We start from the raw sequence: 25,224 nt of genomic DNA on the forward strand, positions 1-25,224 counted from the left end.
TCGTTTCAAAGGCGTCTGTTTTGGCAGTCTAACGTTTCGCCGGCCTTTTACAAACATTCTTGCATGTATGCTTACCTAGCGCATCTCTTCGGCACTTACATCGATGCGCACTCGTCATTCCTGGGAGCTACGTGGGTGCCGGCTGCCCAGTCAGGTTTTGGACAGCGGCTGGAGAAAAACAGGAAGAGAGCCTTCTCTTCCTGGTGGACTCATTTCTTATCTGAAACGACGCAGGGAAACGCCGTTCCTACCGCTACGCGAGTCCAAAAATCATGTGCACCGCCGCGCGCGTGGCCGGCCGGGCCACCCGTGCAAGCACGTTCAGCAACTATCAGCTCCCCATCCAACGCCTGAACAGCACGCTGGCGTTCACCCCACCGAAACCGAATCCATTCGACAGCGCGTACTCAATCGGTATCTGCCGTGCCTGCAGGGCAACGAGGTTCAGGCCTTCGGCAGCCGGATCCGGATGGTGCAGATTCAGCGTCGGCGGCACGACCTGGTCACGCAGGGCGAGCACGGTGAAGATGGCCTCGATGCCGCCCGCGGCGCCCAACAGATGCCCGGTGCTCGACTTGGTCGAGGTGATGGCGACTGAGGACGCGTCGCCAAACACCGCACGGATGGCCGCCAGCTCGCCCTTGTCGCCCACCTGGGTGGAGGTGGCGTGGGCGTTGATGTGCTGGACCTGGGTCGCGTCGATACCGGCCTGGCGCAGCGCCTGCGTCATGGCGCGGCGGGCACCGCTGCCATCCTCCGGGCCGGCGGTGAGGTGGTAGGCATCGGCACTGGTGCCATAGCCCACCAACTCGGCCAGGGGTGTGGCGCCCCGTGCCAAGGCATGCTCCAACGTCTCGATCACCAACAACCCCGCGCCCTCGGCCATGACGAAGCCGTCGCGATCACTGTCGAAGGGACGCGAAGCCTCCTGCGGACGCTCGTTGAATCCCGTGGACAGGGCGCGGGCTACGGCGAAGCTGCCCAGGCTCACACGATTGATCGCCGCCTCCGCCCCGCCGCAGAGGGCGATGTCGGCCTCGCCGCTGCGGATCAGCCGGGCGGCGTCGCCGATGGCCTGGACACCGGCGGCGCAGGCGGTGATCGGCGCGCCCAGCGGACCGCGGAAGCCGTACTGGATGGAAACGTTGCCTGCCGCCATATTGGCCAGGAACGAGGGTGCGGTGAACGGCGAGAGCCGCCGTGGGCCGCGCGCATCAGTGGTCCGTACCGCCTCGGCGATGGCACCGAAACCGCCGACCCCGGACGCGATGATGGTCGCCGTCCGCTCCCGTTGCACCTCGCTGATCGGCTGCCAGCCGGCCTGGTCGAGCGCTTCCTTGGCCGCCACCAGAGCAAACTCGATGAAGCAATCCATCTTCTTCAGGTCCTTGGCGGCGATGGCCACCAGGGGGTCGTAGCCCGCTTCCGGATCTTCGGCGCGGCTCGGTACCTGACCGGCGATGAGACTGCCCACCCCGTCGCTGACCTCGGCCGGCAACAGGCTCAGTCCCGAGCGACCGGCCAGCAGCCGCGCCCAGACGGCCTCGGTACCGCATCCCAGTGGACTGACGGTACCCACGCCGGTGACCACGATGCGTGTTCTGTCGTTGCCTTGCATTGCATTACCTCTTCTCTCGATGGACGAAGCGCCTGCGGGCGGCCTCGTGTCTTGTTCGCGCCCGATCAAGGCGCGTATGCCCGATGCTCCTGTTAGGGAGATGACAGCTGAAGGTCTCCGAGGCGGTATCTGAATGCCTTTCGCACGATCCACCTCCAGGTTACCTAGCGCTTATCTGGATTGCGGACAGGTGCGGCCGCAGGCAGCGTGTTGACCGGGATACAGAGAGCTGCAGTGAGTAGCGCCAAACCGATATGGCACAGATAAACGGAATCGAAGTCAGCGCGTTGCAGGTTGGGACTGCCGAGGAGCAGGACGGTCAAGGCCACGCCCATGACCGATCCGATCTGGCGGATGGCCTGGTTGATGGCACCGCCCACGGCGTAGTGATCGGCGGCCAGGCGACTGACCGCTGCGCCCGCCAGCGAGGGCAGCACCAGGCCGACGCCCACGCCACTGAGCACCATGCCCGGCAGCCACTGTGTCAGATAGGCGGGTTCGAGCCCTGGAACCAGGAGGAACCACAGGCCGCTCATGGCATAGACCAGGCACCCGATCAACAGCAGCGGGCGGTGGCCATAACGGCTCGCTACCCGGCCCGACAGTGCAGCGGTGGGTACCACCAACAGCGGTCCCGGCATCATGGCCAGACCGGCCAGGGGCAGCGGGTACTTCCAGATCGCGCTCATGTAGAAGAAGAAGGCGAAGAACATCATAGAAAACGCGATGCCGAAGCTCAGGGTCGCGAGATTGACGTAGCTGTAGGTGCGGTTGTGAAAGAGGCGCAGATCCACCAAAGGGGCGGCGGTGAAGCGCGCCCAGACCACGAATCCGATCAGGCACGCCAGCCCGATGCCCAGTGCGCCCAGCAGCGCCTGCCGTGACCAGGCCGGAGAGTCGGACTGCACGAGGGATAACGCCAGGGCACCGATGCCCACCACCAGCAAGCCCATGCCCACCAGGTCCAGCGGTCGCCCCTCGGTCTGTTGCTTCGTCTCCGTCAGCATCCTCGCTCCGCGCCAGAGCGCGAAGAGGCCCAGGGGTACATTCAGGTAGAACGCCCACTGCCAACCGAGCGAGGCAACGACGAAGGAGCCCAGGTTGGGACCGACAGCCGCGGCCAGGCCCCCCACCGCCCCCCATAGGCTTACCGCCACCGCGCGTTTGGTGACCGGAAAGGCAGCCAGCACCAGCGACAGCGACGCGGGCGTGAGCAAGGCAGCGCCCATGGCTTGCAGCACCCTTGCCGCCACCAGCCACTCCACGCTCCCTGACAAGCCGCACGCAACGGACGCTCCCACGAACAGCCAGACCCCGGCAAGGAATACCTTCTTGCGTCCATGCCGGTCCGCCAAGCCACCGGACGGAATGAGCATGGCCGCGTAGACCACCGTGTAGGCGTTGAGTACCCAGGAAAGATCTGCCGGCGTCGCGTCCGCGAACCCGGCCCGCAGGGCGCTGAACGCCGCGAACAGCATGGTGCCATCCATGGCTACGAGAAATACCGCGATGGCGGCTACCCAGAACACCGGCCAGGGTGACGGCGTACCGGCCGCCACACCTGTCGATGCATTTTCGCCGGGGGCCGGTGGCACGTCGGTACGGGTGCTGTCCAGGTGGGTCATGGGATGTCTTCGCTCATTGGACTCAAGGGCGTGTCCTGCAAGGGAGGTGGCCCGCAGGTTGGCGCGTATCCGGTCAGGCCAGCCCGAAGGTCTTTCGCAAGCCCTTCTCGACGGGACCGGCTGGCATGAAGCGACGCAGCCTGGACAGGAGCGTTGCCTCTCCTTTGGGGGTGTTCCGCATCTTCCAAGCGCCCAGCGCGGCATCGACGATCGTGCCGGCTACACCATCGGGATCGGGTGCCTTCTGCACATTCTTTTGGATGGCGTGGGCGATCAATTCAAACTGTTGTTGGTACTCCGGGATCTTGACGGCGGTCTGGGGCGCGTTGAGATCCAGGTTCGTCCGGGTAAACGAGGGCTCGACCAGGGCCACGCGAATCCCGAACTGGCGAACCTCGTGGTCCAGCGTTTCGGAGAGCCCTTCCACCGCATGCTTGGAGGCCGCATAGAGCGCCATGTACGGCGCCGGCAGGAAGCCCAGCACGGAGCTGACATTGACGATGCGGCCGGCGCCTTGCGCACGCATGTGCGGCAGCACCGCCTGGATCGTACGCAGGAGGCCGAAGACGTTGGTGTCGAACAGGCTCCGGGCTTCGCCGATCGACGTCTCTTCCAGCGCGCCGAGCAATGTCCCCCCGGCACTGTTGATAAGGACATCGATCCGTCCGGCCCGCGCGATGATGGCGGCGGTGCCGCGCCGTACCGAGTCTTCATCGCGGACGTCCATTTCGACGAGTTCCACACCCGGGATGGCCTGGGCGGCTTGCTGGTTACGAACCGTTCCGAACACCCGGCACCCGCGCGCTGCCAATCGGATGGCGGTAGCGCGTCCGATGCCAGACGACACCCCGGTGATGAGGACAACTTCTGCTTTCGACATGTCGGTGCCTTTGAGTGGAATGAAGGGGACGGAAGTGATCAGCCGTGCTCAGGAGATGGCTTGATCCTGAACCAGATGGCATACATCGCCGGCAGGAACACCAGGGTAAGCACGGTACCCGCGAGGGTGCCGCCGATGAGGGTATAGGCCAGGGTGCCCCAGAACACCGAATGGGTAAGGGGGATGAAGGCCAGCACCGCCGCCAGCGCCGTGAGGATCACCGGTCTTGCGCGCTGCACGGTCGCCTCGACCACCGCCTGGAAGGGCGGCAGGCCGTCCTGTTCGTTCTGGTGGATCTGGCCGATCAGGATCAGGGTGTTGCGCATCAGGATGCCCGACAGCGCGATCAGCCCGACCAGGGCATTGATGCCGAAGGGTTGCTGAAACAGGATCAGGGTCGGTACCACCCCGATCAGCCCCAAAGGGCTGGTCATGAAGACCATGATCATCGCGGCCATGGAACGCACCTGCAGGATGATGATGAGCAGCGTCAAGGCGATCATCAGCGGGAAGATCGGCAGCATCGCCGCCATCGCCTTGCCCGACTCCTCGATGGCGCCCGCCTGTACGATCCGATAGCCCGCCGGCAAACGCTGGATGATCGGCTGCAGCTGCTGGAGCACGGCGGTGGAAACGTCCGGCGGTTGCAGCTCTTCGGCGATATCGCCGCGCACGGTGATCGTCGGCACCCGATCGCGTCGCCGCATGAGGGGCTCTTCCAGCTGCACCTCCAGGTCGCCGACCTGCGACAGCGGAATGCGCTGGCCCTGGGCGCCGACCAGGGTGAGATCGCCCAACCGCGCCGGATCGAGGCGAACATCGCCCGCCGCGCGCGCCACCACCTGGACGGTACGGATGTCTTCGCGCACCGCCGTAACCGGCACGCCGCTGAGCAGGAATTGCAGCTGCTGCGCGACGGCGCTGGAGCTCAGGCCCATGGCCTGCAGGCGATCCTGCTGCAACCTGAAGCGCAGCACCGGCGTACGGGTGCCCCAGTCGGTGTTGACGGTGCGCATCAGCGGACTTGCACGCATCACCTGCTCCACCTCCCCTGCCACCCGACGCAGCACCTGCGGATCAGGGCCGCTGACCCGGTAGGCGACCGGGAACGGTGAATAGGGCCCAAACACCAGCTGAGTGACCCGCAGTCGTGCTTCGGGCGCAAGCCCAGCGGCAATTGCCTCGCGCAGGCGCAACTTGAGCGATTCGCGTGCCTCCGGGTTGTCGGTGCGGATGATGATCTTGGCGAAGGACGGATCCGGCAGTTCCGGGCTCATCGCCAGGAAGAAGCGCGGTGCGCCCTGCCCGATGTACGAGGTCACGATTCGGGCATCGTCCTGCTGGGCGAGCCAGGCCTCGACCTTGGCGGTCGCCCGTTCGGTCTCGCTGATCGAGGTGCCATAGGGCATCTGCACCTCCACCATCACCTCGGGGCGATCGGAGATGGGAAAGAACTGCTTCTTGACGACAGCCATGCCCAGGATGGCGGCCACGAACAGGCCGATCACCAGCAGCGCGACCAGCCACTTGCGCGCAATCACCTGGCCGAGAACGCGGCGGAAGCGGTGGTAGCGCGGCGTGTCGTAAAGCGCGGTGTGGCCACCCTCGACGGTCTTGGTTTCCGGCAGCAGCTTGACGCCCAGGTAGGGCGTGAAGACCACCGCCACGACCCAGGAGGTGACCAGCGCGATGCCGACGATCCAGAACATGTTGCTGGTGTATTCACCCGCCGCAGACTGAGCGAAGCCATTGGGCATGAAGCCCACGGCCGTTACCAGGGTGCCGGCCAGCATGGGGGCGGCGGTGTGGCTCCAGGCATAGGCCGACGCCTTGATCCGGCTATAGCCCTCCTCCATCTTCACCACCATCATCTCGATGGCGATGATGGCATCGTCCACCAGGAGCCCCAGGGCCAGGATCAGCGAGCCCAGGGTAATGCGATCGAAATTCTTGCCGGTGGCGGCCATAATCAGGAAGACAGCGGCCAGCGTCAGGGGTACCGCAGCGGCCACGACGATGCCCACCCGCCAGCCCATGCTGACGAAGCACACCACCATGACCACCAGCAGGGCGACAAAGAACTTGACCATGAACTCATCGACCGACGAGGCGATGTTGACCGCCTGATCGGTCACCTTGGTCAGGCTCATGCCCAAAGGCATCTCAGCGTTTATGGCGCCGACTTCGCTTTCGAGTGACTTGCCGAGATCCAGGCCATTCCAGCCGTCGCGCATGACGATGCCCAGCAGCAGCGCCGGCTCGCCACCGCTGCGGATGACGAAGGTGGCGGGGTCCTCATAGCCACGCGTCACCGTCGCGACGTCGGCCAGTTTGAAGGTGCGGCCCTTGACGCTCACCGGGGTGTCGCGGATGGCATCGAGCTGCTCGAAGGCGCCATCCAGACGGACGAAGACCTCGGGGGCCCGGGTTTCGATGGAGCCCGCGGGCGTCAGGACATTCTGGGCATTGAGCGCGGCGAAGATGTCCTGCGGTGCCACGCCCAGGGTCGCCAGGCGATCATGAGAAAACTCCACATAGATGCGTTCGGTCTGCTCACCCAGGATATTGACCTTCTTGACCCCCGGTACATGCAGCAGACGCTGGCGCAGCGTTTCCGCCTCGCGTGCCAGCAGCCGTTGCGGCTCGCCCCGGGCCTTGAGTGCGAAGAGCGCGAAGGTGACGTCGGCGTATTCATCGTTGACCATTGGCCCGATCACCCCGGCGGGCAAGGTCTTGGCTTCGTCACTGATCTTCTTGCGCGCCTGGTAGAATTCCTCCGGTACCTCGGCCGGCGGCGTGCTGTCGAGCAGCGTCAAGGTGGTAAAGGCCAACCCCGGACGGGTATAGGTTTCCGAGCGGTCGTACCAGCGCAATTCCTGCAAGCGCTTCTCCAGCTTCTCGGCCACCTGATCCTGCATCTCCTGCGCCGTGGCACCCGGCCAGGCCGTGATGATGGTCATGACCTTGACCGTGAAGGCCGGATCTTCCGCCCGGCCCAGCTTGAAGAACGACAGCACCCCGCCGACCGAGATCAGCAGGATCAGGAACAGGGTGATGGAGCGCTCGCGGACGGCCAGCGCCGACAGATTGAATCGGCTGTCGCTCACGGCTGCTTACCTTCCAGGGCACTGTTGGCAGCTGTGGCCAAGCGGATCGTCTGGCCTTCGTGGAGCAGATGAACGCCGAGGGCTACGATCCGGTCACCCCGCTGCAGCGGCCCCTCCACCAAGGCAGTGTCATCCGATACCTGACGAATCTGCACGGGTACCCAGGCGACCTGCTCGGGCGAGCCCTGGATACGCCAGACCCCCGCGCCTTTGCCCGCGTCGTACAGGGCGCCCAACGGCACCTGCAAGGCATTCGCCCGCGGCACGGACTCTTCCGGAATACGCAGTCTCACGGTGGTGCCCAGGGGCGCACTGGCCAGCGTCCCTTCGAGCACATAGCGCGCCTCGAAGGTACGCGTCTCGCGGTCGGTGCTATCGGATAACTGCCGCAGCCGTGCCGGTCCCGGCTGTTCCGTAGCGCCCAGACGGCTGGCTTGGGCCAGGGAGCCAAGCGTCGGACGCAAGGTCTCCGGCAGCTGGACGACGACCTCCCGGGCGCCCGCACGAGCCAGGCGCACCACGCTCTGTCCAGCGGCTACGACCTGCCCGGGCTCGGCCAGGGTATCGACCACGGTGCCATCCGCATCGGCCACCAGGACGGTATAACGGCTGGCGTTGAGGGCGACTTCCGCCTGGGCTTCGGCAGCCTTGAGCTGGGCCCTGGCCGTATCCGCCGCAGCCTTGATCTGATCGTAGCCGGAGACCGAGACCGCCCCCGTGCCCCGTAGATCCCGGTAGCGCGCCTCATCGTCCGCCGCCTGGCGGGCCCGCGCCTGGGCAGCGGCCACGATCTCGCGCTGCGCCTGCAGGGCCAGTTGCAGATCGATGGGATCAAGCTTCAGCAGCGGCTGCCCGCGCTTGACGGTTTCACCGATGTCCACCAGCCGTTCGGCGACCTTGCCTGTCACGCGGAAGCCCAGATCGCTCTGGATCCGCGCGGCGACGATACCGGTAAAGGTACGACCAGCGCTCTCGGCGGGCTCCGCCACCGCAGCTCGCACCAAAGGCGCCTGCGTGCGGGGATCGCCCTGGGAAGGGGCGTTGCAACCGCCAAGGGACAGCGAAAGGACGGTAGCCCCCACAGCGGTGGAAAGCAGACGGCGCGCGAACATGGAAGCTCCGAGAGGATGCCAGCAGAGCGCGCAATTTGATACTAGTGACCATTTTAGTCAATAGTCACTAAACAATTTAGGGCGAGAGGCTACGCAGCACCAGGTTGGACAGCTGGGTAAGAGCGACATCGAAATGCTCGAAGCTGTGCTGGAGCATCAGCGGATTCAGATAGGGTCGCAACACGAGATAGGTCGCCATCGTCACGTCGTCGATCGGCGTCTTGCGCTCGAACTGTCCTTCCCCGCGGCCCTGCACCAGGATCTCCTTGAGGAGCTCCTGCATCCGCGCTTCGTAGCTGATCGTGGCCGGCCAGCGGCCCGACGCCGCAGAAATGGCGATTTCGTAAAGCTTTCGATCGTCTGAAAACAGCCGCAGGGTTGCCGCCGGAAGGCTCTGAAAAAGCCTTCTCAACTTTTCGGGGGCTTGGGTAGCCGAGGCCACCGCGGCCCTGGCCTCTGCCTCGATTCCGCTCAGGCAATCCGCACAGATGGCCTCGCCAATCGCCTGCTTCGAATCGAAGAACTTGTAAATGTAGGCCTTGGAAAACCCGATGCTCCGGGCGAGTTCGGACACCGTGGTTTTCTCGTAGCCGTAGTGGCTGAAGTGGTCTTTCGCTGCCACCATGATCTGGTGGCGAACGTCGTGCTCGGCCGGTCCACGAGCTTGGCCAGGAGAAACGGATTCGGTAGTCATGAGGTTGGGTGTTCCGGCAGTTGCAAAATGATGCGGAAGGTGACCAATATACACTTTAGTCACCAAAACCGTTCAGGCGTTGCTCAGGATAAAAGCCCATGCGTTCCAGACTCCAGATTATTCTGCTCGCCAGCGCCACCCTGGCGAGCGGCTGTACGGTGGGGCCTGACTACCGCGCCCCTGAAGTTGCGCTTCCAGCAAACTTCCAGCGGGAGCCGATGCCAGCGCCCCTGGCCGATCAGGCGCTGGCTGGCTGGTGGGACCGTTTCAACGATCCGCTCCTGAGCCGCCTGGTAAACCAGGCCCTCGCGCAGAATCTCGATCTGGCGCAAGCCAGCGCACGCATTACCCAGGCTCGCGCTGGCCTTAGGGCAGCCGATGCCGCGCTATTGCCGGCAGGCGATCTTGGTGGCCAAGCCGGTCGTGCCTATCAGTCGCTGGAAACACCGCTTGGACGGGTGCTCGATTCAGCGCCCGGCTACGCCAGGAGCGGTTCTTCCTATGAGGCCAATCTTGACTCAAGCTGGGAGCTTGATGTGTTTGGCGGTCTGCGCCGAAGTAGTGAAGCCGCCCAGGCCGACTACCAGGCCAGCGTGGCGGGTGCCCGTGCCGTGCGCCTTGCCGTGGCTGCCCAGACCGCCGATCTCTATGTCGACATCCGCGGACTGCAGACACGCCTGGCGATCGCTCGCCATCAGGTGGACACCCAGCAGGGCTTGCTGTCGATGGTCAGGCTACTGAACGGCAAGGACCTGGCGACCGACCGAGAGCTACGCCAGGCCGAAGGAGGCTTGGCCGAGGTCCAGGCCTCGATACCCGGCCTGGAGTTCTCGCTGGAGCGGGCCATGAATGCACTGGACGTGATGCTGGCGGCGCCACCTGGCACCTGGCGTACCCAACTGGCTGGCGCCGCGTCCATTCCCGACGCCCCCCGCCTCGAAACGGCAGGCACGCCCGCCGACCTGCTCCGTCGACGTCCGGACCTGATCGCGGCCGAGCGCCGCCTGGCCGCCGCCAATGCCCGGATCGGCGCCGCAATGGCCGAGTACTATCCCAAGATCTCCCTGAGCGCTCTGCTCGGCAGCGCCACCACGATTTCCAGTGGCAATCTCTTCAGCCACGACGCCAATCAGGCGCTCGTTGCCCTGGGCGTACGCTGGCGGCTGTTCGACTTCGGCCGGATCGATGCGCAGATCCAGGCGGCCGAGGGACAGCGCGCAGAATCGCTGGCGGCCTATCGGCTGGCGGCATTGCGCGCCACCGAAGACGTGGAAGATGCCCTGACCGGCCAGTTGAAGCGCGAAGACCAGGTCACTCTGCTGACGGCGGGCGAGGCCTCGCTCAGCCAAGCCCGCCAGGCCGCCGCCCTCGCCTACCAGAAGGGCGTGCTGCCCCTGGTCGATGTTCTGCAGGCCGATGAACGCCTGCTACGCACGGCCGATGCGCGTGCCCAGGCGCAAACGGCAGCCGCACAGGCGGCAATAAGCACCTTCAAGGCGTTGGGCGGAGGCTGGCAATCCGCTTCCCCCGCCGCCCTGAGCCTAAGATAGAAGAAGACGGCACCTGCTGCACCTGGCCAGCCCGAGCGGCTGTCCGGTACAAAAGCCGGGATTCTGCATCGCGACCCCTGCAAGCCGGCCGGCCATACTGGATACCCATGGCCGGCACCGGTCAGCTCCCTAGGTAGACAGCCATTCCGGTCGTCCCATGCCAGCAGGTTAAGACACGTCAATGCAACACTTCGCCCTCTACCTCCTGCTGTGCGGCCTCACCATCGCCAGCCCCGGCCCGGGCGTACTGCTCACGATCACCAATGCGCTGCAGCTGCGGCTGCGCGGCGCCCTGCCGGGCATCCTCAGGGTGGTGCTGGGCATACTGCTGGTGGCCATCCTGGCCAGCACCGCGCTCGGCGCCCTGGTGAGCAGCTCGCCAAGGACCCTGCAGGGGTTGCAGCTGGTCGGCGCGCTCTACCTGGGTTGGCTGGGGCTGCGGCGTCTGCGCAGTCCCGCGACCCAAGGCCGGCAGCCTGCCGCCACTCGGCCTTCGGTCTGCGGTGGCAGACACCTCCTGCAGGGCTTGCTGGTGTCCCTCACCAACCCCAAGCTGATCCTCTTCTTCCTGGCGCTGTTTCCACCCTTCATCCAGGTGGATCGCCCGGTGTTGCCGCAGCTGGTGCTGCTGGTGGCGACTTTCTGCCTGATGAGCTTCATCATCCATTGCAGCTACGCCTGGGCGGCGACAGTCCTGAGTGCCCGCCTGACCTCGGATACCGCCCTCGCCCGGCTGCAGCGGGCGGCTGGCGCGCTCTTTCTGGTGTTCTCACCGCTGTTGCTGGGAGCGGCCCTGGGGTCCCCTGGCGCCTAGTACGTGACCGGGGTCCGACTGGCGTCGTTCGACGCTTCCCGCGGCTGTGACTGCTCCCGCAAGGCCGCGAAACGGGCCTGGGACAGCGGCCGCTGCAGATGGAAGCCCTGGGCCTGGTCGCACTTGAGATCGGCGATGCGCGCCAGCTGGCCGGCGGTCTCGATCCCCTCGGCCACCACCGTCAGCGACAGTGCCCGTCCCATGCTGACGATGGCCTCGACGATGGCCGCGTTGCTCTCGCTCACCTCGATGTTGGAGACGAAGCTGCGGTCGATCTTCAGGCAGTCGAAGGGATAGGTGCGCAGATAGCTCAGCGAGGAATAGCCGGTGCCGAAGTCGTCCATCGACAGCCGCACGCCCAGCGCCTTGAGTTTCTTCATCAACTCCAGGGCACCCGCCGCGTCATCCAGCAAGACGTTCTCGGTCAGCTCCAGCTCGACCCGTGCCGGGTCGATGCCGGTGCGCTCGAGCACCTTGTGGATCCGGGCGACCAGATCGTCGCGCTGGAACTCCAGCGGTGACAGGTTGATGGACACGATCAACTCCGGCGACCAGTCCATCGCCTGGCTGCAAGCCTCCTGCAACACCCAGTCGCTCAGGCCCAGGATCAGCCCGGTCTCCTCCGCCACCCCGATGAACTCGGCAGGCGCCAGGCGGCCACGGATGGGATGATTCCAGCGCACCAGGGCTTCGGCGCCCAGCAGGCGCTGGCTGCTGGCGTCGAAACGCGGCTGGAAATCCAGCTCGAACTCCAGCCGCTGCAATCCCAGGCGCAACTCGGTCTCCAGCTGACGCCGCGCGAGGATGCGCTGGTTCATGGTGGGCTCATAGAATCTCAGGGTGTTACGCCCCGCCGCCTTGGCTTCGTACAGGGCGATGTCGGCATAGCGCAGCAGATCCTCGGCACTGTGGCCATCCTGGGGTGCCTGGGCGATGCCGACGCTCGCACCGATGTTGATGTCGTGCTCGTCGATGCGCATGGTCCGGCCGATGCCCTCCAACATCCGGTTGCAGAGCAGGCTCACCTGCTCTGCGCTCAGGCAGCCATTCACCGCGATGACGAATTCATCGCCGCCGATACGGGCCACCAGATCGCCCTCGCGCACGCTGGCGCGCAGCTCTCGGGCGACCTGACAGAGCACCTGATCGCCGGCGCCATGGCCGAGGGAATCGTTGACCGGCTTGAAGCGGTCCAGGTCCAGGGCCAACAGGTGCAGCGGCTGACTGGCACTGACGCCCTCGGCGAAGCGCTGCGCCAGGTAGCGGTGCAACTGGTGACGGTTGGCCAGTCCGGTGAGGGCATCGTGCTGGCTGATGTGTTCGATGCGCGCCTTGGCCTCGATCTCCTCGGTCACATCGCACACGGTGCCGCGAAAGCCGGCCAGCAGGCCACCGCTGATGATGGGCTGAGCCGAGAGCTGGCAGTACCTGAGCTTGGCCTGGGCGTCGCGCATCTCGCAAGGCAGCGGACGGCGACTGCGTCCGGCCGCCAGCGGTGTCCTGGCTACCTCCTCGACCTGGCTCGGCGGATAGCCGAGCAGCTCGTGCAACGGGCGACCCAGCCAGGCTTCCCGGCTGAAGCCGGTGACGGCCACGAAACGCTCCGAAAGATAGGCCAGCCGCTGCTCGGCGTCGCTCTCCCAAATCCAGTCGGACGACGCCTCGGACACGGTGCGGAAGCGCTGCTCGCTATGCCTCAGGGCATCTTCGGCCACATCCGTCTGCCGCGCCGCCAGCGCGATCCGCCGACGCAGGTACCAGACCAGCAGCAAGGCCAGACCACACATCGTCGCCAGCAATGGCAGGAACTGCGCCAGCAGGCGCTGCCCCATGCCATGCACCAGCCAGTGAAAGGTCACCGCGATACCCGGGTCGGACCTCACCACCAGCGTGGGACGCTCCGCCAGGGCGGGCAGCGCCCCGGGCTGCGCGGTCAGCCCATGCAGGTCGAAGAGCTGGCCGAGCTGGGCGAGCTTGTCCGGCGTGAGGATATCGACGAACACCATGTAGGAAAGCCGCTTGAAGTCCTGGTAGGTGGCATCCGGGCGGATGACCGCGACCATTACGCTGGCCGGCTTGCCCTCGATCAGGAAATAGCCCTGGGCGTGGCCATCCTTGAGCGAACGCTCCCTGGCCTGGGCCAGCAGGGTCGCCTGGTCGTCACCCAGCCAGGTATCCAGCTGCATCTTGCTGCGTCCGCCGCCGACCACGGCGTAGCGCGTGACGCCGTTGGGCGCCAGGATGAAGGCGCCATTCACGCCATAGTCGCTGTAAAGGGAGGGTCCGACGTTGTCTTCCTCATAGGCCCAATTCACGTCGACCTTCTTGCTGGTCCGTGCATAGGCTTCCATCCAGAACGAATAGTCAGTCAAGACCCGGCCAAGCCTGTCCAGCCGCGTTTCTAACGCGCGCTGGGCGTCCGCCTCGCTGTGGTGGCGTTGCTGCTCGTCAATGCGCGCGCACAGGTCGAACAGCATCCACCCGGCCAGGGTAAAGATGAGGGTGACCAAGGCGAAGAAACCAAGGGAAGCCTGACGGGCGACACGGTTAAGTTGGGTAGGCACGGTAGCGACCTGTTGCAACGGGTTGTACGAGGGTGCTGACGACAGGCGACCAGGCCGTAATCGTCTGCCTATATATCGGCACCGGCCTGAGCGCCTTGAAGCGTCCGAATGGATATTCCGCAGAAACACGGGTTAGAGCGGCTGGTTTTGCACCATCCGCGGGCAAAGGAGCGCTGGGCGCGCCAAGACGGAGCAGCCTTGCCCAGGCCTCTTGCCCAAAAACGACAGAGGTAGGCCACTTGCCCGGGCAAATGTTGACCTATCGGTCAGCTTTACCCACCATCAAGGCATTCGAGAGCAGGTGGAGAGCGGCCGTGATCAGGTTTCTGCTGGACCAGGAGCTGCGCGTCGAAGAGCAGCTCGATCCCAACCTTACCGTGCTGCAGTACCTGCGCGAGCACTGCGGCAAGACCGGCACCAAGGAAGGCTGCGCCTCGGGCGACTGTGGCGCCTGCACCGTGGTGCTGGCCGAGCCCGACGGCGAGCGGCTGCGCTATCGCACGGTCAACAGTTGCCTGACCTTCGTCGCGGCGCTGGATGGCCGGCAACTGATCAGTGTGGAGGACCTCAAGCATCAGCGCCGCCTGCACAGTGTGCAGCAGGCCATGGTCGACTGCCATGGCTCCCAGTGTGGCTACTGCACGCCGGGCTTCGTCATGTCGCTGTTCGCTTTGCAAAAGAACGTCGCCGCGCCCGATAACGCTGCCACCCACGAGGCCCTGGCCGGCAATCTCTGCCGCTGCACCGGCTACCGGCCAATCCTGGCCGCCGCCGAACAGGCCTGCACCCAGCGCCAGCCGGACCAGTTCGATGCCCGGGAGCAGCAGACCCTGGAGCGCCTCAAGGCCCTGGCGCCGGCGCCGCACACACGCCTGGAAGGCGCCAACCGGCGCTGCCACAGCCCCACCACACTGAACGAACTGGCCAGCCTCTACCAGGCGCAGCCCGCGGCGCGCCTGCTGGCCGGCGGTACCGACTTGGCCCTGGAAGTCACTCAGCAGCATCGCCGCCTGGAGACCCTCATCTACCTGGGCAACCTGGCCGAGCTGCATGGCGTGACCGTCAGCGAGGAATGTATCGAGATCGGCGCCGCCACCCCGCTGGCCGACTGCGCCGCCGCCCTGGCCGCCGACTACCCGGATTTCGGTGCGCTGCTGCAGCGTTTCGCCTCTTTGCAGATCCGCAACCAGGGCACCCTCGGCGGCAACATCGGCAATGCCTCGCCCATCGGTGACAGCCCACCCCTGCTCCTGGCGCTCGGGGCCAACGTGCTGCTGCGCCAGGGCGAACGCCTGCGCGAACTGGCCCTGGACGATTTCTTCCTCGACTATCGCCAGACCGCTCTGGAGCCGGGCGAATTCATCCAAGCGGTACGGGTACCGCGGTCACGCGAGGGCCTGGTGTTCCGTGCCTTCAAGGTGTCCAAGCGCCTGGACGACGACATCTCTGCGGTCTGCGCCGCCTTCGCCCTGAAACTGGAGCAGGACCGCGTCGCCAGCGTGCGCATCGCCTATGGCGGCATGGCGGCCACGCCTAGACGCGCCGCCCGCTGCGAACAGGCGCTGCTCGGCCAGCCTTGGAACGCCGCATCTATCGAGCGCGCCGTCCAGGCCCTGGCCGAGGATTTCGCCCCGCTGTCGGATTTCCGCGCCAGTCGCGAGTACCGCCTACTGACGGCGCAGAATCTGCTGCGCAAATGTCATCTGGAGACCACCCAGCCCGCGCTCGCCACGAGGGTCACCGCCCATGTCTAGCACCCTGCCCGCCCGCACCCCGGAGGAAATGGCCGCTGCCTTTGCTGCCGGCCTGGCCACCGGCGTCGGCAAGCCGCTCAAGCACGAGAGCGCCGACAAGCATGTCAGCGGCGAAGCCCTCTACATCGACGACCGCCTGGAATTTCCCAATCAGCTGCACGTCTATGCGCGGATGAGCGAGCACGCCCATGCGCGTATCACGCACATCGATCTCTTACCCTGCTACCAGATCCCCGGTGTGGCCCTGGCCATCACCGCCGCCGACGTACCCGGCCAGCTCGACATTGGCGCCGTGCTGCCGGGGGATCCGCTGCTGGCCGATGGCGAGGTCCAGTATCTGGGCCAGCCGGTACTCGCGGTGGCCGCCACCAGCCTGGACGCCGCCCGCCGCGCCGCCCAGGCTGCTATCGTCAAATACGAGCCGCTGGAGGCCATCCTCGACGTCAAGGAAGCGCTCAGGCGCGAGCACTTCATCTCGCCCAGCCACAGCCACCGGATCGGTGACGCGGCCGCCGCCCTGGCCGCCGCGCCCCACCGTCTGCAGGGCGAACTGGCCATTGGCGGCCAGGAGCACTTCTACCTGGAAACCCAGGTGGCCTCGGTGATGCCCACCGAAGACGGCGGCATGCTGGTCTATTCCTCCACCCAGAATCCTACCGAGGTGCAGAAGCAGGTGGCCGAGGTGCTGGGCGTCGCCATGAACAAGGTCACCGTCGACATGAGACGCATGGGCGGCGGCTTCGGCGGCAAGGAAAGCCAGGCCGGGATGCCGGCGGCGCTCTGCGCGGTGTTCGCCCATCTCACCGGGCGCCCGGTGAAGATGCGCCTGCCGCGCTTCGAAGACATGCACATGACCGGCAAGCGCCATCCCTTCCACGTCGAGTACGACGTCGGCTTCGACGACGATGGCCGACTGCTAGGCATCCGCTTCGAGCTGGCGGGCAACTGCGGCTACTCACCGGACCTGTCCAACGCCATCATCGACCGCGCCATGTTCCATGCCGACAACGCCTACTTCCTCGGCAACGCCCAGATCACCGGCCACCGCTGCAAGACCCATTTGGCCTCCAACACCGCCTACCGCGGTTTCGGCGGCCCCCAGGGCATGCTGGCCATCGAGAACGTCATGGACGCCATCGCCCGCCATCGCGGTCTCGATCCGCTGGAGGTGCGGCGGCGCAACTACTATGGCAAGGAGACGCGCAACCTCACCCACTATCACCAGGTGGTGGAAGACAACCTGCTTGACGAGACGACCACGGACCTGGCGGCCAGCAGCGACTACCAGGCCCGCCGCGAGGCCATCCGTGACTTCAACCGGAACAGTCCGGTACTGAAGAAGGGCCTGGCGCTGACCCCGGTGAAATTCGGCATTTCCTTCACCTCCTCCTTCCTCAACCAGGGCGGCGCCCTGGTCAATGTCTACACCGACGGCAGCATCCACCTGAACCACGGCGGCACCGAGATGGGCCAGGGGCTCAACACCAAGGTCGCCCAGGTGGTGGCCGAGGTCTTCCAGGTCGACATGGCCCGCATCCAGATCACCGCCACCAATACCGACAAGGTGCCCAACACCTCGCCCACCGCGGCCTCCAGCGGTACCGACCTCAACGGCAAGGCCGCGCAGAACGCCGCCCAGACCATCAAGGACCGGCTGATCGACTTCGCCAGCCGCCACTTCCACGTCGGCTCCGAAGAGGTCGACTTCCGCAACGGCCACGTCAGGGTCCGCGAGCGGCTATTGAGCTTCGAGGAGCTGATCCAGCTGGCCTACGTCGGCCAGGTATCGCTTTCCAGTACTGGCTACTACCGCACGCCCAAGATCCACTACGACCGCGACCAGGCCCGTGGCCGGCCCTTCTACTACTACGCGTTCGGCGCCGCCTGCTCCGAGGTGGTGATCGACACCCTCACCGGTGAATACCGGCTGCTGCGCACCGATATCCTCCACGACGTCGGCGCCTCCCTGAATCCGGCCATCGACATCGGCCAGGTGGAAGGCGGTTTCGTCCAGGGCCTGGGCTGGCTGACCATGGAAGAACTGGTGTGGAGCGACGCCGGCAAGCTGCTCACCGCCGGCCCTTCCACCTACAAGATCCCGGCGGTGAGCGACGTACCTCCGGTTCTGCGCGTGCGCCTGGTGGAGAATAGACAGAATCCCGAGGCCACGGTGTTCCACTCCAAGGCCGTGGGCGAACCGCCCTTCATGCTCGGCATCTCGGTGTGGTGCGCCCTGCAGGACGCCGTGGCCAGCGTGGCCGACTACCGTTTCCACCCGGCGCTGGACGCCCCCGCCACCCCGGAACGGGTACTCTGGGGCGTGGAGCGCATGCGCCGCCTGGCCGCCGAAGCCCAGGCCGCCCCGCTTCCTGTCACGGAGGAATCCGCATGAACAGCAAACGCGGCTGGCTAGCCCTGCTGGCCGACTTCGAGGCGCGCGGCGAACCCTGCGTGCTGATCACCGTGGCCGACGAGCAGGGTTCCACCCCTCGCGACGCCGGGACCAAGATGCTGGTGGGCCGCGAAGAGCAGCACCTGACCATCGGTGGCGGCCACCTGGAATACCGCGCGGTGGAGATCGCCCGGGAAATGCTCGCCGCCGGTACCCGCCAGCCGCGCCTGGAGCGTTTCTCCCTGGCCGCCAGCCTCGGCCAGTGCTGTGGCGGCGTCACCACCCTGCTGTTCGAGCCTCAACTGGTCCAGGATCTGCCGGTGATCGTCTTCGGCGCCGGCCATGTCGCCCGCGCCCTGGTGCCGCTGCTGGCCGGTTTGCCCTGCGCGGTGCGCTGGGTCGATTCGCGGCCCCAGGAATTTCCCGATCCGCTGCCCGCTGGCGTCGCAAGGATCGTCACCGAAGAGCCGGTCGACGAGATCGCCCGCATGCCGGCGGGTGCCTACTACATCGTCATGACCCATAATCACCCCCTGGACCTGGAGTTGACCGACGCCATCCTCGCCCGCGGCGACCATGGCTACTTCGGGTTGATCGGCTCCCGGACCAAGTGGGCCAAGTTCCGCCACCGTCTCGCGGCGCGTGGCCACGGTGCCGACCGCTTGGCCACGGTGCGCTGCCCCCTGGGCCTGCCCGAGGTCCAGGGCAAGCTGCCGCTGGAGATCGCCATCGCGGTGGCCGGCGAGGTCATCGCCCACTACGGTCGCCAAGCCGAGCAGGCGGATCTGCCGCTGCGCCTGGTCACCGCCAGCCCAAGTTAGCTTTGCAATCAGAGAACCCTATGACCGCCATCGCCCATCGCGCCGCCCTGCTCCACAGCCTTGCCGACCCGGCCGAGGTGGGGCTGGACGCCTCCTACGAATACCACGCCGACGGCCTGCTGCTGGTCGAGGACGGTCGCATCCAGGCCATGGGGCCGGCCGCCGAACTGCTGCCCACCCTACCCACCGGCACCCCGGTGATCGAACACCCCCACGCCCTGATCACCCCCGGCTTCATCGACACTCATATCCACTATCCGCAGACCGGCATGATCGCCAGCTACGCCGAGCAGCTGCTGGACTGGCTGGACACCTACACCTTCCCCACCGAGGGTGCCTTCGCCGATCCGGCCAAAGCCGCCGAGGTGGCCCAGGTTTTCGTCGGGGAGCTGCTGCGCAATGGCACCACCACCGCCCTGGTGTTCGGCAGTGTCCATCCGCAGTCGGTGGATGCCTTCTTCGAGGTCGCCGAGCGCCTCGATCTGCGCATGATCGCCGGCAAGGTGCTGATGGATCGTAATGCCCCTGACTATCTGCAGGACACGGCCGCGTCCGCCTATACCGACAGCAAGGCCCTGATCCAGCGCTGGCACGGCAAGGGTCGCCTGCATTACGCGGTCACCCCGCGCTTCGCGCCGACCAGCACCCCCGAGCAATTGGAAGCGGCCGGGCGCCTGTTGGCCGAGCACCCGGACGTCTACCTGCACACCCACCTCTCCGAGAACCTCAAGGAGATCGACTGGGTGAAGGCACTGTTCCCGGAGCGCGCCAACTATCTGGATGTCTACGACCACTTCCAGCTGCTCGGCCCGCGCTCGGTGTTCGCCCATGGCATCCACCTCTGCGATGCCGAATGCCAGCGCCTGCACGAGACCGGCTCGGCCGTGGCCCACTGCCCTACCTCCAACCTCTTCCTCGGCAGCGGCCTGTTCGACCTCGAGCGGATGGAAGCCTTCAAGGTCAATGTCGGCCTGGGTACCGACGTCGGCGCCGGCACCAGCTTCTCGCTGCTGCAGACCCTGGGCGAGGCCTACAAGGTGCAGCAACTGCGCGGCCATCGCCTGCACCCCTTCAAGTCGCTGTACCTGGCCACCCTCGGCGGCGCCCGCGCCCTGCGCCTGGACGAGCGCATCGGCAGCCTGGCCCCCGGCCACGACGCCGACTTCGTGGTGCTCGACCTCAAGGCCACCCCGCTGCTGGACTTCCGCCTGCAGCAGGCCAAGAGCCTGGAAGAAACCCTCTTCGTCCTCACCACCCTGGGCGACGACCGCGTAGTGCGCGAGACCCATGCCGCGGGTCGCCTGGTACACAGTCGCGACGCCTGAACCTGTTGGGCTTCGGCGATGGAGCCACCTCACCCAACCTACCCATCACCGTAGGTTGGGCTGAGCGCAACGAAGCCCAACAAAACCCACCCCCATCCCATACGTACAAAAAAGCCGCCCCAAGGGGCGGCTTTCGCGTTTCAGCCTAGGCCGACTCAACTGGTGCGATAGCGCTCCAGCCAGTGGGCGTAGGGCGCCGGCAGCACCCAGGACGGCTGATCGACGCCCAGGGCCTTGGCTGCATAGTAGGGCCAGTGCGGATCGGCCAGGTGAGCGCGGCCTACCATCACCAGATCCAATTGCCCGTCGGCCACTACCTGGTTGGCCAAAACCGGGGTATCGATGTTCCAGGCCGAGGCGACCTTCAGGCCGGTGGCCTTGCGTACCTGCTCGGTGATGGGCGCCAGCAGACCCGAGCCCCAGGGGATGTTGGCGGTCGGGGTGGAGAAACCGATGCTGACGCTCAGCAGGTCCAGGCCTTCGCGCTTGAAGCCCTGGGCCAGCTCGATGGATTCGGCCAGGGTCTCTTCGTCGCGGCCGTCGTATTCGATCACGCCGAAACGGGCGGTCAGCGGCAGGTGCTCCGGCCAGACCTTACGTACCTCGGCCAGGGTTTCCAGCAGGAAGCGACTGCGGCCGGCGAGGTCGCCACCGTACTGGTCGTCACGCTGGTTGGAGTGCACCGAGAAGAAGCTCTGCGCCAGGTAGCCGTGGGCGAAGTGCAGCTCCAGCCACTCGAAGCCGGCTTCGTAGGCACGCTTGGCGGCATCGACGAAGTCCTGACGGACACGGGCGATGTCGTCCAGGGTCATGGCCTTGGGCACCTTGGGCAGGTTGGCACCAAAGGCCACCGCGGACGGGGCGATGGTGTCCCAGCCACGGGCGTCGTCGGCGGCAATGTGGTCGTCGCCTTCCCAGGGACGATTGGCACTGGCCTTGCGGCCGGCATGGGCGATCTGGATACCCGGCACCGAACCGGCGGCCTTGATCGCCTGGACCACCGGCACGAAGGCCTGAGCCTGGGCGTCCGACCAGATACCGGCGCAGCCGGGGGTGATGCGGCCTTCCGGCGAGACCGCCGTGGCCTCGACGACGACCAGGCCAGCACCACCACGGGCCAGGCCGGCATAGTGCACCTGATGCCAGTCATTGATGACGCCATCGACGGCGCTGTACTGGCACATGGGCGGGATGGCGATGCGGTTGCGCAGCGTCACGTCCTTGAGGGTGAAGGGTTGGAACAATGCGGACATCTGAGCGGTCTCCCATAGGACAGATATTGGTTCGTTATTTCGATATTAATCGAACATAACATAATCGCCAACCCCCGGTGTATGATTGGCTCATGCGCCCTTTCAAACATCCCAGTCCTGACGAATTCTCCCTCGAGCGTCTATTCCATGCGCTCAGCGATCCGGTGCGTCTGGATATCGTCCGTTATCTGGCGCGGGTCACCGAGGCCACCTGTGGCGAACTCGACGGTGGCCGCCCCAAGTCCAGCATGTCGCATCACTTTCGCGTCCTGCGTGACGCCGGGCTGGTGCATACCCGCAACGCGGGCACCACGCACATGAACCAGTTGCGCCGTGAAGACCTGGATCAGCGTTTCCCCGGTCTGATGGCAGCCATCCTGGCGCAATCCTCCGATCCCGTGGCAAAGCCCGACTAGCTCAGTGGGCGTGCAGCACCACCAGGCGCTGCCCGGCGTCGTGCTGGTCGTCGCCTGCCGTCTCGGCTGGTCCGGGCGCCGGGAACTCTGAGCGACGTTCTTCGCTCTTCCCGGTATGAAGGTTGCAAAAGAATAGCTATGGGCAGCACAGGCGCTGGACGCTGCCGGGAGGTAGAGGATGGGCAAGCACTGGGGATTGGCGACCGCACTCGCAGGTGTCGCCGCGCTGCTCGCCCTCGTACCCAGTCCTGAGCCCATCGCCGAGGCGCGCGGTATCCAGCGGGTGATCGCCTTTGGCGACAGCCTGATGGACTGCGGCACCTTCGGCCATATCTATGCCACCAATCCAGGGCGTACCTATCCTCAGGAAATCGCCGACGCCTACGGTATCGAGCTGGGCCCCAATCGGCAGGTGGAAGGCTATGGCCAGGAGGGACCGAGCGATCCCGATGGTCTTTGCTACGCCGAGGGCGGCGCCGTGACCGGGAGCTTCACCGAGCCGGGCTTCGATCACAACGAAGCGCCGCTGGCCTTTTCCCAACAGATCCGCAATTTCGAGATGCAGCATGGCCGCTTCCGCCAGCAGGACCTGGTCCTGGTGCAGATCGGCGGCAACGACATCATCGGGCCCTTCTATGACAAGACGCTCAAGGCCGCGCTGATGGCCGACGCCCCCCTGCCCCCGGCGATCCGCGAGCAGGTCGAGGCGCGGATCCGCCATACGGCCCTGAACGAGGTCAAGCTGCTGCGCCATTTGCTGAGTCTGGGTGCCCAGCGCCTGGTGGTGCTCAACAACACCGACTATGGCAAGGCGCCCTATCTCGAACCCTGGACACCCGCCCTGGCCGAGCGTAACCACGAGCTGGTGCGCCTCTATAACGACACCCTGCAGGCCAACTTGCCAGCCAGTGATCGTCTGCTGCTGGTGGATGCCTATCGGGTGATGGAAGAGGTCTTCGCCCACTACGGCAACTACGGCTTCACCCATGCCGAAGGTGATGCCTGCCTGCCCGGTCGCGAGTTCTGCGATCCGGACAGCTACGTCGAACCGGGCGCCGATCAGGCCTACATCTTTGGCGCCCGTGGTCATTTCGCCAGTCGGACCCACAGCATGCTGGCCCAGGTGGTGCTGGAACGCATCGCCCAGACCTGGCCCGGCAGTGCCGTACCGGATCGACCGCTGCTCGCTACCGCGCGATCGAACACCGAACCGACCATCCACTAACGCCGCTGGACCCGCGCCCTACCCTGGTGCCGGCCCGGGCGAAAGCGCACCGCGGCGGCGCAATCTCACCTAGCTGCCGCGATAGGTCGAATAGCTATAGGGCGAGACCAACAATGGCACATGGTAATGCGCCCTCTCGTCGGCGAGGCCGAAGCGCAAGACCACGGTATCGAGAAAGGCCGGTTCCTCCAGCGCCACGTCGCGCCGCCGGTAGTAATCGCCCACGTCGAACTCCAGTTCGTAGACCCCCGCCGTGAAATGCTCGCCCTGCAACAGCGGCGTGTCGCTGCGACCATCGGCATTGGTCCGCATCTCACCCAGCGCCTGCCGCGCCGCCCCCTCCAGCCGGTACAGCCGGACAGCGATATCCGCACCTGGGCGGCCACCGGTGGTGTCCAGCACATGGGTCGTCAGGTAACCGCCAGCGGATGGAGTGGACATGGGAAAGCTCCTGCAGAGGGGTGCGCCAGCCTAGCAGCTTTTCACCTGCCGATTGTATACAGCCCAGCCCCAGCCCGATCCACGGGACCGCTGCCCTCCAGCGCGAGAAAGTCTTCAGACCGGTCAGACCAGTTAGGCAGGATTCTTGCTGGGACTCGGCAAAGGTCTCCAAACATTGTATACAAAACATCTCGACTGCCAGGATGCCCCTTCCATGACCTATCCCCGCGATCTGATCGGCTATGGCGCTCAGCCGCCCCACCCCCGCTGGCCGGGTGATGCCCGCATCGCCCTGTCCTTCGTGCTGAACTACGAAGAAGGCGGCGAACGCAACATCCTGCACGGCGACAAGGAATCCGAGGCCTTCCTGTCCGAGATGGTCGCCGCCCAGCCCCTGCAGGGGGTGCGCAACATGTCGATGGAGTCCCTCTACGAATACGGCAGCCGCGCCGGCGTCTGGCGCATCCTGGAGCTGTTCGCCAAACACCAGGTGCCGCTGACCGTCTTTGCCGTGGCCATGGCCGCCGAACGCCACCCCGAGGTCATCCGCGCCATGGTCCAGGCCGGCCATGAGATCTGCAGCCACGGCTATCGCTGGATCGACTACCAGTACCTGGACGAAGCCGAGGAGCGCGCCCATCTACAGCGCGCCATCGAGATCCTCACCGAGCTGACCGGTGAACGCCCGCTGGGCTGGTACACCGGGCGTACTGGGCCCAACACTCGGCGCCTGGTGATGGAGGAAGGCGGCTTTCTCTATGACAGCGACACCTACGACGACGACCTGCCCTACTGGGAACCCAACAACCCGACCGGCAAGCCGCACCTGGTGATCCCCTACACCCTGGACACCAACGACATGAGATTCACCCAGGTCCAGGGCTTCCACACCGCCGAGCAATTCTTCCAATACCTCAAGGACGCTTTCGACACCCTCTACGCAGAAGGTGCCACCGCGCCCAAGATGCTCTCCATCGGCCTGCACTGCCGCTTGATCGGCCGCCCCGGTCGCCTGGTGGGCCTGAAGCGCTTCCTGGAGTACGCCCAGAGCCACGAACGGGTCTGGTTCGCCCGCCGGGTGGACATCGCTCGCCACTGGCACCGGGAGCATCCGCCGGCATGAGCGCCTTCCAGACCGTCACACCCAGCCAGCTGGATCGCGCCGCCTTCGTGGCGGCCTTCGGCGGCATCTACGAGCACTCCGCCTGGGTCGCCGAGCGTGCCTTCGACGAGGGCCAGCCGCTGCCGGATAGCGTCGACGCCCTGCATCAGCGTCTCGCCGCGCAGGTCGCCCGGGCCAGCCAAGCCGAGCAGCTGGCGCTGATCCAGGCGCACCCCGACCTTGCCGGTCGCGCCGCTCTGGCCGGCGAGCTGACCGCCGCCAGCAGTGGCGAACAGGCCGGTGCTGGCCTTGATCAATGCACCCCGGACGAGCTGGCCCGCTTCACCCGCCACAACGAGGCCTACCGCGCCAAGTTCGGCTTCCCCTTCATCATGGCGGTGAAGGGCAGCAACCGTCACCTGATCCTTGCGGCCTTCGAGGAGCGCCTGCCCAACACCCCGGAGCAGGAATTCCAGCGCGCCCTGGCCGAGATCGACCGCATCGCCCTCTTCCGCCTGCAGACCCTCTGAC

General features: G+C 65.9%; 19 protein-coding genes. 10 read left to right on the forward strand and 9 right to left on the reverse strand.

Translation table 11 applies throughout. The features are described from left to right. Positions 1-331: 331 nt before the first annotated feature. The 6 genes from fabF to V6W80_RS13775 form a co-directional block, all read right to left on the reverse strand. Positions 332-1,618, reverse strand: a complete 1,287-nt coding sequence (gene fabF, locus V6W80_RS13750; protein WP_338544547.1) for a beta-ketoacyl-ACP synthase II — start codon at positions 1,616-1,618, stop codon at positions 332-334. A gap of 164 nt (positions 1,619-1,782) precedes the next feature. Further along, entirely contained in the window at positions 1,783-3,243 is a 1,461-nt protein-coding gene (locus tag V6W80_RS13755) for a DHA2 family efflux MFS transporter permease subunit (RefSeq protein WP_338544548.1), read from the reverse strand. A 73-nt stretch (positions 3,244-3,316) separates the two neighbouring features. Then, positions 3,317-4,123: an oxidoreductase gene (locus tag V6W80_RS13760; protein WP_338544549.1), complete on the reverse strand. Its 807-nt coding sequence runs from the start codon at positions 4,121-4,123 to the stop codon at positions 3,317-3,319. Between the two features lie 38 nt (positions 4,124-4,161). Beyond that, entirely contained in the window at positions 4,162-7,230 is a 3,069-nt protein-coding gene (locus tag V6W80_RS13765; RefSeq protein ID WP_338544550.1) for an efflux RND transporter permease subunit, read from the reverse strand. Then, positions 7,227-8,342, reverse strand: coding sequence for an efflux RND transporter periplasmic adaptor subunit (locus tag V6W80_RS13770; protein ID WP_338544551.1), 1,116 nt, complete (start codon positions 8,340-8,342; stop codon positions 7,227-7,229). Before V6W80_RS13770 ends, V6W80_RS13765 begins: the two co-directional genes overlap by 4 nt. A gap of 76 nt (positions 8,343-8,418) precedes the next feature. After that, positions 8,419-9,036: a TetR/AcrR family transcriptional regulator gene (locus V6W80_RS13775; RefSeq protein WP_017641432.1), complete on the reverse strand. Its 618-nt coding sequence runs from the start codon at positions 9,034-9,036 to the stop codon at positions 8,419-8,421. A gap of 98 nt (positions 9,037-9,134) precedes the next feature. Between V6W80_RS13775 and V6W80_RS13780 the strand changes: the two genes are divergently transcribed. Together V6W80_RS13780 and V6W80_RS13785 are read left to right on the forward strand one after the other, a co-directional pair. Further along, positions 9,135-10,586, forward strand: a complete 1,452-nt coding sequence (locus V6W80_RS13780) for an efflux transporter outer membrane subunit (RefSeq protein WP_338544552.1) — start codon at positions 9,135-9,137, stop codon at positions 10,584-10,586. 181 nt (positions 10,587-10,767) lie between these two features. After that, the gene (locus tag V6W80_RS13785) at positions 10,768-11,400 is read left to right on the forward strand and encodes a LysE family translocator (RefSeq protein ID WP_338544553.1); all 633 of its coding nucleotides are present in this window, start codon (positions 10,768-10,770) and stop codon (positions 11,398-11,400) included. Here the strand turns inward: V6W80_RS13785 and V6W80_RS13790 are convergent. After that, positions 11,397-13,964 carry a bifunctional diguanylate cyclase/phosphodiesterase gene (locus V6W80_RS13790; protein ID WP_338544554.1) on the reverse strand — a complete coding sequence of 856 codons (2,568 nt, stop codon included), beginning with the start codon at positions 13,962-13,964 and terminating at the stop codon, positions 11,397-11,399. The two genes, V6W80_RS13785 and V6W80_RS13790, sit on opposite strands and share 4 nt — an antisense overlap. Before the next feature lie 314 nt (positions 13,965-14,278). On the opposite strand from V6W80_RS13790, the gene xdhA reads away from it, so the two are divergent. From xdhA to guaD, 4 genes are read left to right on the forward strand one after another with little or no spacing between them, the layout of a single operon-like run. Continuing rightward, positions 14,279-15,718 carry a xanthine dehydrogenase small subunit gene (xdhA, locus tag V6W80_RS13795; RefSeq protein ID WP_338544555.1) on the forward strand — a complete coding sequence of 480 codons (1,440 nt, stop codon included), beginning with the start codon at positions 14,279-14,281 and terminating at the stop codon, positions 15,716-15,718. Next, entirely contained in the window at positions 15,711-18,110 is a 2,400-nt protein-coding gene (gene xdhB / locus V6W80_RS13800; protein ID WP_338544556.1) for a xanthine dehydrogenase molybdopterin binding subunit, read from the forward strand. The genes xdhA and xdhB overlap by 8 nt, the downstream gene beginning before the upstream one ends. Continuing rightward, on the forward strand, positions 18,107-18,931 hold the full coding sequence (gene xdhC / locus V6W80_RS13805) for a xanthine dehydrogenase accessory protein XdhC (RefSeq protein ID WP_338544557.1): 825 nt from the start codon (positions 18,107-18,109) through the stop codon (positions 18,929-18,931). Before xdhB ends, xdhC begins: the two co-directional genes overlap by 4 nt. Before the next feature lie 20 nt (positions 18,932-18,951). Then, the gene (guaD, locus tag V6W80_RS13810; RefSeq protein ID WP_184287212.1) at positions 18,952-20,256 is read left to right on the forward strand and encodes a guanine deaminase; all 1,305 of its coding nucleotides are present in this window, start codon (positions 18,952-18,954) and stop codon (positions 20,254-20,256) included. A gap of 155 nt (positions 20,257-20,411) precedes the next feature. On the opposite strand, the gene V6W80_RS13815 is transcribed toward guaD, so the two are convergent. Beyond that, positions 20,412-21,509, reverse strand: coding sequence for an NADH:flavin oxidoreductase/NADH oxidase (locus tag V6W80_RS13815; protein WP_064309006.1), 1,098 nt, complete (start codon positions 21,507-21,509; stop codon positions 20,412-20,414). A 92-nt stretch (positions 21,510-21,601) separates the two neighbouring features. On the opposite strand from V6W80_RS13815, the gene V6W80_RS13820 reads away from it, so the two are divergent. Together V6W80_RS13820 and V6W80_RS13825 are read left to right on the forward strand one after the other, a co-directional pair. Further along, positions 21,602-21,925 (forward strand): ArsR/SmtB family transcription factor, encoded by a 324-nt coding sequence (locus V6W80_RS13820; RefSeq protein ID WP_017641441.1) that lies wholly within the window; start codon positions 21,602-21,604, stop codon positions 21,923-21,925. 178 nt (positions 21,926-22,103) lie between these two features. Then, positions 22,104-23,150, forward strand: a complete 1,047-nt coding sequence (locus V6W80_RS13825) for an SGNH/GDSL hydrolase family protein (protein ID WP_184287206.1) — start codon at positions 22,104-22,106, stop codon at positions 23,148-23,150. Positions 23,151-23,219: 69 nt separating this feature from the next. On the opposite strand, the gene uraH is transcribed toward V6W80_RS13825, so the two are convergent. Beyond that, positions 23,220-23,591, reverse strand: coding sequence for a hydroxyisourate hydrolase (gene uraH / locus V6W80_RS13830; RefSeq protein WP_257705780.1), 372 nt, complete (start codon positions 23,589-23,591; stop codon positions 23,220-23,222). A gap of 214 nt (positions 23,592-23,805) precedes the next feature. Here uraH and puuE point away from each other — a divergent pair, with 214 nt between their 5' ends. Both puuE and uraD read left to right on the forward strand, forming a co-directional pair. After that, positions 23,806-24,714, forward strand: a complete 909-nt coding sequence (gene puuE, locus V6W80_RS13835) for an allantoinase PuuE (RefSeq protein ID WP_184287200.1) — start codon at positions 23,806-23,808, stop codon at positions 24,712-24,714. Continuing rightward, positions 24,711-25,223 carry a 2-oxo-4-hydroxy-4-carboxy-5-ureidoimidazoline decarboxylase gene (gene uraD, locus V6W80_RS13840; protein WP_184287197.1) on the forward strand — a complete coding sequence of 171 codons (513 nt, stop codon included), beginning with the start codon at positions 24,711-24,713 and terminating at the stop codon, positions 25,221-25,223. Before puuE ends, uraD begins: the two co-directional genes overlap by 4 nt. The last annotated feature ends 1 nt before the right edge of the window (position 25,224 follow it).

This window comes from Pseudomonas benzopyrenica, from assembly GCF_036884265.1.
GTDB classification, from domain to species: Bacteria; Pseudomonadota; Gammaproteobacteria; order Pseudomonadales; family Pseudomonadaceae; genus Chryseomonas; species Chryseomonas benzopyrenica.